This is a genomic window from Algoriphagus sp., assembly GCF_024642405.1.
GTDB lineage: Bacteria > Bacteroidota > Bacteroidia > Cytophagales > Cyclobacteriaceae > Algoriphagus.
This window is the reverse complement of sequence record NZ_JAHEBC010000103.1, coordinates 1-12,361: the sequence shown is the minus strand read 5'-3', so window position 1 is coordinate 12,361 and position 12,361 is coordinate 1. Positions and strand designations below refer to the sequence as shown.

General features: G+C 38.1%; 11 protein-coding genes. 1 reads left to right on the top strand and 10 read right to left on the bottom strand.

The features are described 5' to 3' along the window. Positions 1–209 precede the first annotated feature (209 nt). Positions 210–1,463, bottom strand: coding sequence for a methionine adenosyltransferase (gene metK / locus Q0L68_RS09820; protein WP_296702342.1), 1,254 nt, complete (start codon positions 1,461–1,463; stop codon positions 210–212). Between the two features lie 184 nt (positions 1,464–1,647). Between metK and Q0L68_RS09815 the strand changes: the two genes are divergently transcribed. Then, positions 1,648–3,267, top strand: coding sequence for a hypothetical protein (locus tag Q0L68_RS09815; RefSeq protein ID WP_296702341.1), 1,620 nt, complete (start codon positions 1,648–1,650; stop codon positions 3,265–3,267). Positions 3,268–3,280: 13 nt separating this feature from the next. Here the strand turns inward: Q0L68_RS09815 and Q0L68_RS09810 are convergent, their stop codons facing one another. The 9 genes from Q0L68_RS09810 to Q0L68_RS09770 form a co-directional block, all read right to left on the bottom strand. After that, positions 3,281–4,360 carry a hypothetical protein gene (locus tag Q0L68_RS09810; protein ID WP_296702340.1) on the bottom strand — a complete coding sequence of 360 codons (1,080 nt, stop codon included), beginning with the start codon at positions 4,358–4,360 and terminating at the stop codon, positions 3,281–3,283. Then, entirely contained in the window at positions 4,353–4,874 is a 522-nt protein-coding gene (locus Q0L68_RS09805; protein ID WP_296702337.1) for a hypothetical protein, read from the bottom strand. The genes Q0L68_RS09810 and Q0L68_RS09805 overlap by 8 nt, the downstream gene beginning before the upstream one ends. 88 nt (positions 4,875–4,962) lie before the next feature. Continuing rightward, entirely contained in the window at positions 4,963–5,541 is a 579-nt protein-coding gene (locus Q0L68_RS09800) for a bifunctional precorrin-2 dehydrogenase/sirohydrochlorin ferrochelatase (protein WP_296702335.1), read from the bottom strand. Between the two features lie 241 nt (positions 5,542–5,782). Then, positions 5,783–6,553, bottom strand: a complete 771-nt coding sequence (gene cobA, locus Q0L68_RS09795; protein WP_296702332.1) for a uroporphyrinogen-III C-methyltransferase — start codon at positions 6,551–6,553, stop codon at positions 5,783–5,785. Next, complete coding sequence (locus Q0L68_RS09790) at positions 6,550–8,649, bottom strand: nitrite reductase (RefSeq protein ID WP_296702330.1); 2,100 nt, start codon at positions 8,647–8,649, stop codon at positions 6,550–6,552. The genes cobA and Q0L68_RS09790 overlap by 4 nt, the downstream gene beginning before the upstream one ends. 123 nt (positions 8,650–8,772) lie before the next feature. Continuing rightward, positions 8,773–10,029 carry a GTP-binding protein gene (locus tag Q0L68_RS09785; protein ID WP_296702327.1) on the bottom strand — a complete coding sequence of 419 codons (1,257 nt, stop codon included), beginning with the start codon at positions 10,027–10,029 and terminating at the stop codon, positions 8,773–8,775. Positions 10,030–10,240: 211 nt separating this feature from the next. Then, positions 10,241–11,140, bottom strand: a complete 900-nt coding sequence (cysD, locus tag Q0L68_RS09780) for a sulfate adenylyltransferase subunit CysD (protein WP_296702324.1) — start codon at positions 11,138–11,140, stop codon at positions 10,241–10,243. 143 nt (positions 11,141–11,283) lie between these two features. Next, positions 11,284–11,988: a phosphoadenylyl-sulfate reductase gene (locus Q0L68_RS09775; RefSeq protein WP_296702320.1), complete on the bottom strand. Its 705-nt coding sequence runs from the start codon at positions 11,986–11,988 to the stop codon at positions 11,284–11,286. Then, on the bottom strand, positions 11,963–12,235 hold the full coding sequence (locus tag Q0L68_RS09770; RefSeq protein ID WP_296702317.1) for a DUF2061 domain-containing protein: 273 nt from the start codon (positions 12,233–12,235) through the stop codon (positions 11,963–11,965). The genes Q0L68_RS09775 and Q0L68_RS09770 overlap by 26 nt, the downstream gene beginning before the upstream one ends. Positions 12,236–12,361: the final 126 nt, after the last annotated feature.

Below are 12,361 nucleotides of genomic sequence, written 5' to 3'. Positions count from 1 at the left end.
AAGTTAAAAAAGGTGCAGTAACAATCGAGGAATGGAAACTGGAACTGGAAGAACTTGAGTCGAAATGTGAAATCGATATGGAAACCTCAAGTTCGTAAAGGATACTACCTTAATTGACCGGTCTTTTCAAAAGAAAATTTAAAGACTATAAAAACTTCAACCTTAATAAAAATGGAAAAGCCTTCCGATAATTCGGAAGGCTTTTCGTTTTATAATCCAAATGCGGATTTTATTTTATCAACAAAGTCTAACTTTTCCCAAGTGAAAAGTTCCACTTCCAAAGTTATCTCATCTCTATATGGAGAAAGGAAAGTTTTGGTGATTACTTCATTGGTTCTACCCATATGGCCGTAAGCAGCTGTCTCTTCATAAATTGGGTTTCTCAGCTTCAACCGCTGCTCAATTGCATAAGGACGCATATCGAAAAGTTCTTCAACTTTTTTTGCAATTTCACCATCATGCAAATCAACTTTAGCAGTTCCATAGGTATTGACATAAATACCCATTGGTGCAGCTACTCCTATTGCATATGAAACCTGAACTAACATTTCGTCAGCTATTCCAGCAGCAACCATGTTTTTTGCAATATGACGGGTTGCATACGCTGCAGATCTATCCACTTTAGAAGGATCTTTTCCTGAAAAAGCTCCTCCTCCGTGGGCTCCTTTTCCTCCGTAAGTATCCACGATGATTTTTCTACCTGTCAATCCTGTATCTCCATGTGGCCCGCCAATTACAAACTTTCCTGTAGGATTGATATGGTATTTAATATCAGATGTAAATAACTTCTGCAATTCCGGCTTCAACTGTGAAATAACTCTTGGAATGAGGATAGAAACTATATCAGACTTGATTTTAGCAAGCATGACTTCTTCTTCATCAAAATCATCGTGCTGCGTAGAGACCACGATGGCTTCGATTCTTTGAGGCACATTGTCATCTGAATATTCTATAGTCACTTGAGCCTTTGAATCAGGTCTCAAATAGGTAATATCCTTGTTTTCTCTTCTTAATGCAGCTAATTCACGCAGGATCATATGAGAAAGATCCAAAGCCAATGGCATATAGTTTTCAGTTTCGTTAGTCGCATAACCAAACATCATTCCTTGATCACCCGCTCCTTGTTCTTCTGGACTTTTTCTATCCACGCCTTGATTGATATCCTGTGACTGTTCGTGAATCGCAGAAAGTACACCACAGGAATTGCCTTCAAACATGTAGTCAGACTTGGTGTAACCAATTCTATTAATGACATCTCTAGCGATTTTCTGAACATCTAAATAAATATCAGATTTTACTTCACCTGCTAAAACTACCTGACCAGTAGTCACTAAAGTTTCACAAGCAACCTTAGAATTTGGATCGAATGCTAAAAAATTATCAATCAGTGCATCAGAAATCTGATCCGCAATCTTATCTGGGTGCCCCTCAGAAACAGACTCCGAGGTAAATAGATATGCCATAAATATAAATTTGTAATTGCTTTTTTTAAGGAAGCCCAAAAATAGGGTAACTCAACGAAATAAAAAACTAGAGTATGAAGGTTGGTGACTTAAAGAACAACATAGGATTTAAAATGATGAAAATTAAAATTTGATATTTTCCAATCTCTTCTGTTATCTTCCTTTTTAAATAAGATCTGTTGCTATGATGAAATCTATTAAGTCTACCCTTTTAATTTTTATTTCTTGTTCTGCTTTTGCCTTTCCAAATCTTGATAAGAATAGTAATTACAGTGATTTAATTTCTCTTTTTAAAGAATGGAGAAGTTTTGAAAATCCTCCAGTTTTAAATGGAGCCCCGGATTACAGAAAAGAGACTTTCGATAAGCGCCTTCCCGATTTCAAAAATCTTCAATCCAAACTTTTAACTATTGACACGGTAGGATGGCCAATTAATCAGCAAGTAGATTGGAAAATCGTCTGGGCAGAGATGAATGGATATGATTTTAATTATAGAATTCTAAAACCTTGGGAACGTGATCCTGCATTTTATAAAACTGTTTGGACAGAGAGGAGTGACGTACCTGCTCATGAAGGCCCTACGCATCATGGCGTTTTGGAGCTTTGGAAATACAGTTTCCCTCTTGATAAGGTAAGCAGTGAAAAGTTTTTAAAAGAAATAAAATCAATTCCAAGTCTTAATAAACAAGCCGAAGTCAATCTAGTGGGGAATGCCAAAGAACTTTGGGCTGCGGGAATACCTAGTATTCAAGAACAAGCGATTGACCTTCAAAATATTTTGCAACTAGAAGGAGTATCAGAGGATCCAGAATTGGTAAAATCGATCAAAGAAGCAATAGAATCAACAAATAATTTTGTTGTTTGGCTTGAAAATCTGGCACCTACCAAAACAGGTGAATCTGGAATTGGTAAGGATAATTACACCTGGTATCTGCAAAATGTGCATCTAGTTCCTTTAACCTGGGAGGACGAAGTAATGATTTTAAAGAGAGAGTTGGCTCGCGCTTGGGCTTCATTAAAACTGGAAGAACATAGAAACCAAGATTTACCGGAACTTACTGACGCAAATTCACCGGAAGCTTTTGACCGAATGGCGGAGGAAGGCATGGAAAGTCTTTTGAAATTCTTAGATGAAAAAGAAATTGTAACAGTCAAAGACTATTTTGAGCCCGCGCTTCGGGAGCATAAAGGTTCTTTTATCCCAAGAGAAAAGCGGAATTTCTTTACCATTGGTATGCATTATGATCCGCGTCCCTTGTATTCTCACTTTTACCATTGGTTTGAATTGGCCCGAATGGATAATGAACCCAACCAAAGTGAAATCAGAAGAGATCCTCTTTTATATAATATCTGGGATTCCAGAAACGAGGGAACAGCTACCGCAGTTGAAGAAATATTTATGGATGCAGGACTTTACGAGGATTCTCCAAGATCTAGAGAAATCGTATACATCATGATTGCTCAACGGGCCGCAAGAGGATTAGGCTCTTTGTATGCTCAAGCAAACCAGATGACGATGGTGGAAGCCGGAGGAATTCATTCTAATTATACTCCCAGAGGATGGATGAAAACTGAAAAAGAACTCCTGTTATTTGAGCAACATTTATACATGAGACAGCCAGGATATGGCAGCAGCTACATCACTGGAAAATATTTACTTGAAAATGCAATGGCAGATTTCGCTAGGTTAAAAGAAGAAAAGGGTGAAGAATTTAAATTGAAAGACTTTTTCGATCAACTTAATAGCATTGGAAGCATCCCAATTTCTTTGGGGCATTGGCAAATGACTGGCATTAAGCAATAAGGACTTCTTGTGCTCAAGCAGGATTGTTCGGGTGGAAGTATAATTTCCAAATATTCCTTGCGAATAATCCCGCGGAAGAAACCCATAGAATTAATGCCAAATACATAATTACATCCCTTTGTTTGAGAAATTCAAAATAACTATAGGGTATGGAAAAGCTATATAAAAGTCGGTTTACGCCAAGTAAAACTACTAGCCCGACAAAAATCTGACGATTTACTTTCTTCTCAAAAAGTCTCTCAATTTTCGGATAAAGCACCTCCAGATTTAGAAAAGTAAGATAAATAATAAAACTTGGAGTGAAAGGAATATTCAGAATCAACAGATTCGTCAAATGAAAAAGAGTTGCCCCTAAAAGCCAAAGCCTCCATGATTTTCTCCCAATAAGCAAAAATAGAAATGGGGACCACTCAAATAATACTCCCCCATAATCCATAAGATCTAGCCACCAAAATATAAGTTCTTGAAGATATTTGATGAAAAAATAGTCAGTTCCTTTCCCATAGAGACCACTGTAATACCATCTTAAAAACCCATTCATGGTGGGGTCAAAATCTAACCAAACATAGGCTTTTAAAAATCCAGCTGAAAACATCCCAAAACACAGCAAAACAGCTAATAGGGATGTTGCTTTCTCTTTATGGCCCTTGGGCTCTGAACGATCAGGAACCAATGCAGCGTTCGACCCCCATCCTGAAAAAGACATGATCGCTAAAAAGGCTAGAAGTAAAATATTATGATCTATTTTACCCATTGAATATTGCCAATTAAAGCCAATGAAAAGTAAGATAGAGGCTACTATCCCTGAAACTTTTGCCTTATAACCTAAGGTTACACCTAGTAGTGCTAAAGTGATCAAAATATCCAAGCCGTAAAAAAAGTAAGCGGGTGGAAATCCTGAGAAAAGATTTGCCAAACTTAAAGTCGGTGGAAAGAAAAATGCCTGAGGCACTTCACCAATCCAAGAGAAAAAAGGAGAGTAAATAATCAAAAAGAAAAGTCCTGCTAGAATTCTCAAAATCACTAGGGACTCTAAAGTCATCTGTGTGGATTCTGTCACACGCTTCCAAAAAAGTTGATTGAGCCTATTCATTAAAATCTATTATTTCTTCAGATAAAATTGATCGATCAATTTTTGATGATTGGGGATAAGAAATCACTTGATACTCGACAATCTTTAGCCTGTTTGGGTCGAAGCCTTGAGACTCCAGTTTTTGTTTAAAGAATTGTGATATTTCTTCTCTTCTTTCAATTGAGAAACTCTTTTCTTGATTTCTCATTAAAAAATTTTTAATGGGATTTGATGAAGATTGATTCTCCTTTTCTACATCTGAATAATTGGAAAAAAGACCTTTGTTCTTTTCTAAAATAAAACTTAGATAATTTCTAGGAATTGGAGCAATGAATTTCTCTTCATCAATACTTACCCATCCTTGTTCTGGAGCAAAACCAAATAGTTCAGAATATCGATAGTTTGGAATGGGGCTGTCTAGTGGAACTTGTACCTGTTTATCCCCAGAAGGAAAAAGTAATGCCGGATATGGTTCAAGTTTTGAAGATACCAATCTAAGACCAAAAGGAACCAAAAGGCATAAGGCTAAACCCAATGTGAATTTTTTTGGAAAACATAAAAACAACCAGTACAGAGTCCCAAAGAAAGGAATTTGGTACTTTAATTCAAGGTTGACGAAAAGATTAATTTTTCCGTTTGACGAGATTTGCGGTCACCTCATTCATAGCCTTTACTTTATATTCAAAGTCTCCTTTCAATGTAGCTCTGTATGCATGGAGATTTTCAAGTAAATCATCCAACTCATCTGGGAGCACTTCTTCTAACAATTGGCGTAAGCGTTTTGCAGCAGTCGGGGATTTACCATTCGTACTGATTGCAACTTTTAGATTTCCTTTGGTTACTATTCCACCTAAGTAAAAATCACATAATTCAGGAGTATCGGCCACATTTACCAGTAAAAACCGTTCTTTAGCTTCATCATGAATTTGTTTGTTTACAGATTTATCATCGGTAGCAGCAATCACGAAATGTTTGGCTCCAAGATATTTTTCATGATAAATATCCTCAATCATAGTAACATTATCAGCTTTGGATGCAAGATCAATAAAACTCTTAGAGAACTCTCTGGAAACAGCAGTTACTTGTGCTTTTGGACTGGATTTTAGTAAAAACTCTAATTTCTCAGTTCCGACATTTCCTCCACCAATTAATAGAATATTTAATTCGTGAACTTTAAGAAATATGGGATAAAGGTGGTTCATTTTTTAAGAATCAAGTTGATAGAATCTAGAAATAAGATTTACTGAAATTCATTATTTAAAATCTAATCTTCGATGTTCGATATTAAGGAATATGGTTACAATGTCCAGAAAATAGAAACCGTTGGGATGTCATTTCGAACGAGGAACGAGTGAGAAATCTCCTAGAAGGTTTAGTATATACAAACCTTTTAAACAACGCACTATTTTATTTTTACAAAACTTTCGAGGTTTGAATAAAACCTCATAGATTGTATTTCACAACCTCACGATATACCTCCGCTAACTTTATACTTTCTCGAACCACTTCTCCGATAATGATAATTGCCGGCGCTTCTACTTTAGCATCGTAGGCTTTTTGAACGATATCTGAAACATAACCAGCTGTGATTTTTTCATCTCTCGTAGTCCCACTTTGTATGATAGCAACAGGCAAATCTTCTTTCCCGAATTTCCTGTAAACAGAAATAATTTCATTTAATTTTTTTGTTCCCATCAATACTACCACTGTGGCAGTGGATTGTGCAGCAAGTGCCAAATCATTCGATAATTCTCCTTGTGAAGTGGTTCCGGTAACTACCCAAAAGCTTTCTGAAACTCCTCTTTTGGTCACTGGTATACCAGCCGAAGAAGGTACAGCTATGGCTGAAGTGATTCCAGGAACAACTTCCGTTGGAATTCCGAATGTTTCGATATAATCTAATTCTTCCGCCCCTCTTCCAAAAACAAAGGGGTCTCCACCTTTTAATCGCACTACATGCCCATGCTTTTGGGCCATACTTACACAAAGCTCATTAGTATCTTGCTGAGGTAGGGAATGCTTGCCAACCCTTTTTCCGACATAAATTTTGATTGCCGTATTTGGAGCATGCTTCAATAAAACCGGATCAATCAATGCATCATATAAAACCACATCGGCTTTATTTAATGCCAAAACTGCCTTTAATGTTATCAAGTCCGGATCTCCAGGGCCAGCCCCAACCAGTGTTATTTTTGGTTTGATTTCTATTTTCATGCTTCTACCTCGGCTTCTCTGAAGCTTTTTAATTTTCCATAAATCTCAAGGGCTTGCTGGGCATAGGCCTTTGCAAATACTTCCGTTGGTTCATTTTTATTGATTTCATAAACTTTCTCGGCGAAAGTACCATCTAAGTCAATTTTGCCTGTTTGGATAAATTGCTCATCAAATTTTGCAATAATGTTTGCATAACTGTTGGTTGTAATATCCTCCCCAAGTAACAAGGCTTTAGCAGCATTGATCAAACCGGCATAATGGTGATAAATGCTATCAGACCACCTTCCATCTTCCAAGGACTCCTTTCCTAAGTCCATTTTTTCATATGCTTCCAATAGAAGCGTCGAAACCAAATCCAATACAACTCCGGCGCATTCTCCAACTCCAACCGCAATTTTATACTCTTCAGAATTGCCCCAGTCAATATAATCTGCGGGTGTTACAGTCGAAGCATCTCCCAACTCCTTAAGCAATTCGTAAAAATAAATCTGACCTTTCTCGTCATAATAGCTTAGGAAATCTTTTCCCTGTGCATTTTTCTCAAAATCATTCAACAGAATCCTCAATGCCTCAGGCCCTCTTTTACTTGGGATTTTAGTCACTTTATCTGCAAATCTTCCATTTCCATCGCCGAGATTTCCTCCACCCAATAAGACCTGAAGTGCAGGAATCACAATTTTTCCAGCTTTCATGGACATCCCCTGAAAACCTATATGCGCCATATTATGTTGCCCACAGGCATTCATACAACCTGAAATTTTTATTACCAGATCCTTATTTTTCAAATACTGAGGATATTCAGCCAAAATCACTTTTTCTAATTCAGCTGCAATTCCGGTGGAACTTGCAATTCCCAGATTACAGGTATCAGTCCCCGGGCAGGCAGTGATATCAGCCATGGTATTATAACCTCTTTCTCCCAGACCAATCTTTTTCAATTCCTGAAAGAAATATGGAGCCAAATCTTCCCTAACATCACGGATTAAGAAGTTTTGACGAAGGGTAAATCGAATCTCAGAATTAGCATATTTCTCTACCAAATCTGCGAGCTTTCTAGCCTGATCAATATAAAAATCCCCCAAAGGAACTCTTACACCAATTGACACAAAACCATCTTGTTTTTGAGGTAGTACATTGGTCAACTTCCAAAGCTCAAAATCCAAACCTAACTCCTCATCCAAAGTAGCCGTTGGAGCATTCGGCAATCTTTGGGCTTCTTCATAAGTTGAAGCATCAATCGGATAGCTAGAAAATGGTAATGCCTTCTTTTCCTGCTCCACTAATTCAAGGAAAGCCTCTAAACCAAGATCTTTCACCAAGAATTTCATTCTGGCTTTGTTTCTCCTAGCTCTTTCACCATGACGATCAAAAATTCTCAACACAGATTCTATAAAGGGTATGATCTGCTCAGTTTCCAAAAACTCATACACCACATCCGCATGTCTAGGCTGCGAGCCTAATCCACCTCCAAGTAGAACTTTGAATCCTCGAACATCAGCTCCGTTTTGAGTCTTAACTTTTGGAATAAATCCTAAATCGTGTAAGTAACTCAACCCGGTATCTTCATCAGAGGAAGAGAATGCAATTTTAAACTTCCTTCCCATTTCTTGGCAAATTGGGTTTCTCAAAAAGTATTTGAAAGTTGCATCCGCATAAGGCGTCACATCAAATGGTTCGTTTGGATCGATTCCTGCAGTTTCTGAAGCCGTAACATTCCTAACCGTATTCCCACAAGCTTCCCGAAGGGTGACATCATCTCGCTCAAGTTCTGCCCACAATTCAGGAGTACGATCCAGACTTACATAATGAATCTGAATATCCTGGCGGGTGGTGATATGCAACCTTCCGGTAGAATATTCTTCTGAGACTTTAGAAATTCTTCTCAACTGATCAGAACTCACACGACCATAGGGTAGTTTAATTCGGATCATCTGTACTCCTTGTTGGCGCTGTCCGTAGACACCTCGAGCCAACCGGAGACTTCTGAATTTCTCCTCATCAATCTTTCCTTCTTTGAAAAGAGCGATCTTACGCTCCAGATCAATGATGTCTTTTTCTACAATAGGATTTTCTAATTCGGTTCTAAAGCTTTGCATGGCTTTACTTTTAATTCCCTATAGGGATTGTGGTAAAATAGTTTATTAAAAAGCCCAGTTAGTTAGCCGGACGTTATTGTTGTCATCAATCGATTTATTTCAACCGATTACCTTTCTATAGTTTCAGTCAATAAACCCGACTGAAACAGTATCAAATTCACCTTCTTCAATGAGAATAAAGCTTCCATTGGATTTGTTTGCCTGATAGGAATCAAAGTGAATTGGTTTGCTTAATTTAAATTTGACCTTTCCGATATCATTCAATTTTAATTCTTCAGCTTCTTCTTTTCCTGAGAAATCAGTATGAATTCTGGATTCGATTTGTTCCACTTTTGCTAGCACTCGGTTTACACCATGTTGCAAAATGTACTTAGCTCCCACTCGAAGTTCTTTTCTGTTTACCTGGCAAATTGTAGCGGTAATTTGCTTTTCACTTTTTGGAATAGCATCACTTTTCACAAGCATATCACCACGACTCAAATCCACCTCAGTTTCTAAAGTGACTGCAATTGAACTGCCGGGGGCTGCTTCTTCGACCTCCTGATCAAAGAAGTGAATACTCTTGATTTTGGAGGTATTTAATGATGGAAGCAAGGTCACCTCATCACCGACTTTCAAACTACCCCCATATAACTTGCCGGAAAATCCTCTGAAATCATGGAAAGCTTCAGTTTTTGGACGGATAACGTATTGGATGGGAAATCTAGCCACCGAGCTTTCTTGTAAGTCAGCAGGTTCCAATACTTCCAGATGATCCAACAAGGTATTCCCCACATACCAAGGCATTTCTTTAGATTTCGTAGCAATGTTTTCCCCATTCAAAGCCGAAACAGGAATGAATGTGATCTGATCTTCTGCGAAATCAGATTTGGCCACTAATTCGTCAAAATCCTTTTTGATATTCAGGTAAACTTCCTCGTCATAGTTAACCAAATCCATTTTATTTATCGCAACCACCACATGGCTGATTCGAAGCAAATTTGCAATAAAGAAGTGTCTAAATGTCTGCTCAATCACTCCTTTTCTCGCATCAATCAGAATAATTGCAACTTGGGAAGTAGAAGCCCCGGTCACCATGTTTCTGGTATATTCTACATGTCCCGGAGTATCCGCAACAATGAAGTTTGTCTTGTTAGTATTGAAATAAATATGAGCGACATCAATCGTGATCCCCTGCTCCCTCTCAGCAACCAATCCATCTGTTGCCAATGAGAAATCCAGGTAATCGTATCCTCGTTGTTTTGAGCTTCTTTCGATCGCTTCAATCTTATCTGTCGTAAGAGATTTTGTATCGTATAATAATCGTCCGATCAGCGTGCTCTTGCCATCATCGACAGAACCTGCAGTAGCTATTTTTATGAGTTTTCTATTTTCAGACATGTTGTTCAGTTTTTAGATATTCTGTTGTCTGGCTTCTCCAGAAGCTTGACGTAGTTAAGGTATTTCTATTGCTGCTTTCGGAAAAGCAGCACAACGCCTAAGGTTTGATTAATTCTGCTTCTTGAGAAGCAACATAACGAGATGCTTGATTTTATCATCGATGTACAAATCTTAAGAAAAGCTCGTAAATCGTATTTCTAAAATCTTACTTCTAAAAGTATCCCACTTTCTTTCTCGTTTCCATCGCGGCTTCGGAGCGTTTGTCATCGATTCTGGCTCCACGTTCCGAAATCGTAGAATCCCTAATTTCTCCAACAACATCATCCAAAGAAACCGCTTCGGAAAGCACCGCAGCAGTACAAGTCATGTCTCCCACTGTTCTGAAGCGAACCATTTTCTCCATTACTTCCTCATACTCCTCACGGAAAACATGTTCACTTGCCGTCCAAATCATTCCATCACGGAAGAAAACCTCACGCTTATGCGCAAAATAGATGGAAGGAATCTCAATATTTTCAGCTTTGATATATTCCCAAACATCCAGTTCGGTCCAATTCGAAATCGGGAAACAACGAACATTTTGCCCGACATGAATTTTCCCATTTAGCATATCAAAAAGCTCGGGACGTTGATTTTTCTCATCCCACTGACCAAAGTCATCTCTAACCGAGAATACTCTTTCCTTTGCTCTTGCCTTTTCTTCATCCCGTCTTGCTCCACCGATACAAGCATCAAATTTTAATTCCTCGATGGCATCCAAAAGAGTAGTAGTCTGAAGTGAATTTCGACTGGAATATCTTCCACGCTCTTCACGAACTTTCCCCTGATCAATGGAATCCTGCACATTTCTCACTATCAATTCCAAACCAAGTTCAGCAACTAATTTATCTCGAAACTCAATGGTCTCTGGGAAATTATGACCAGTGTCTACATGCAATAATGGGAAAGGGATTTTCGCAGGATAAAATGCTTTCTGGGCTAATCTTACTAGCGTAATAGAATCCTTTCCTCCAGAAAAAAGCAAAACCGGACGCTCAAACTGCGCCGCCACTTCACGGATGATGTGGATCGATTCTGCTTCTTTTGGATTAGGTATTAATAGGTTGTTCATTTATGATATGTGATTTACGATTTAAGATTTACGAGACCTTTGAAATTGGAACCCTTCAATTAAACCTTGAACTTTTTTTCTGATTTCATACTTCAACTTTCTGACTTTTTCTCTGCTTACTCTTTACTGCAAACTGACAACTGCTATCTGCTATGCAACCCACACTCCTTCTTCGTATCCTCCCACCACCAGCGGCCTGCACGTGGATCTTCTCCCTTTGAAATTGCTCTGGTGCAAGGTGCGCAACCTATGCTGACGAAGCCTTTATCATGTAATGGATTATATGGGATTTTCTTTTCGTTGATGTAACTGATCATTTGATCAAAAGTCCAATCCAACAATGGATTGAATTTCAAAATCTGATTTCCTTCATCCCATTCTATGCGCTTCATTTCAGATCTATTTGCAGATTGCTCAGAACGCAGGCCGGTTACCCAAACGTCATTTCGTGCTAATGCCCTTCTTAATGGTTCCACTTTACGAACAAAGCAGCAGGATTTCCGATTTTCAACTGACTCGTAAAACCCATTGATTCCGATTTCGGAAACCAACTTTTCTACCGAATCGGTAGTTGGATAATACATCTTGATGTTTTGTTTGTATTTAGCTTCTGTTCTTGAGAGTAAATCTAATGTCTCTGGAAAGAGCCTCCCCGTATCCAAAGAAAATATAGAAACAGGAAGGTTTGCTTCTGCAATCAATTCTGTAATCACCTGATCTTCCTGACCTAAAGAAGTTGAAAAAGTTACTTTCCCAGGAAATAAATCAGCAATTAAGGCCAATCCTTCCTGAGCACTCAGTTCGTTGAGCTGAGCCTCTAGTTCATGCATATTCTTTTTGAGTGTCATCTTCTTTTACTTTAGGTGCTGATTCCCAAACCCGCTCATGGAAATAGTATAGAATAATCTTGGAGAAAACTTCAACAGAACCTATAGATATCGCCATTACAAATTCTCCAGTTATGAAATAAGAAATTATGATCGTATCAATCGTACCTACTATTCTCCAGGAAATAGATTTTAACAGACTCTTGGCATTGCTGTCTTTGCCAGCTTTATTGCTAAATAGTTTCTTGAGCGGTTGATCTAAAATCATATGAGATTTATACGAGCGTAAAGCACAAAAGTATATAAACCCTATTTAATTTATAGGGTTAATGACAAAAAAATTTTATCCTGTTTTTAAAATATCTTCTAAGGTCTTGTTTTCCAGTATTTTAAG

Bases quoted from the DNA above. Each gene is read 5' to 3' on its own strand.
- cysD (WP_296702324.1), bottom strand. From the start codon at position 11,140: ATGAACAACCTATTAATACCTAATCCAAAAGAAGCAGAATCGATCCAC.
- Q0L68_RS09770 (WP_296702317.1), bottom strand. From the start codon at position 12,235: ATGATTTTAGATCAACCGCTCAAGAAACTATTTAGCAATAAAGCTGGC.
- Q0L68_RS09775 (WP_296702320.1), bottom strand. From the start codon at position 11,988: ATGACACTCAAAAAGAATATGCATGAACTAGAGGCTCAGCTCAACGAA.
- Q0L68_RS09810 (WP_296702340.1), bottom strand. From the start codon at position 4,360: ATGAATAGGCTCAATCAACTTTTTTGGAAGCGTGTGACAGAATCCACA.
- Q0L68_RS09800 (WP_296702335.1), bottom strand. From the start codon at position 5,541: ATGAACCACCTTTATCCCATATTTCTTAAAGTTCACGAATTAAATATT.
- Q0L68_RS09790 (WP_296702330.1), bottom strand. From the start codon at position 8,649: ATGCAAAGCTTTAGAACCGAATTAGAAAATCCTATTGTAGAAAAAGAC.
- metK (WP_296702342.1), bottom strand. From the start codon at position 1,463: ATGGCATATCTATTTACCTCGGAGTCTGTTTCTGAGGGGCACCCAGAT.
- cobA (WP_296702332.1), bottom strand. From the start codon at position 6,553: ATGAAAATAGAAATCAAACCAAAAATAACACTGGTTGGGGCTGGCCCT.
- Q0L68_RS09785 (WP_296702327.1), bottom strand. From the start codon at position 10,029: ATGTCTGAAAATAGAAAACTCATAAAAATAGCTACTGCAGGTTCTGTC.
- Q0L68_RS09815 (WP_296702341.1), top strand. From the start codon at position 1,648: ATGATGAAATCTATTAAGTCTACCCTTTTAATTTTTATTTCTTGTTCT.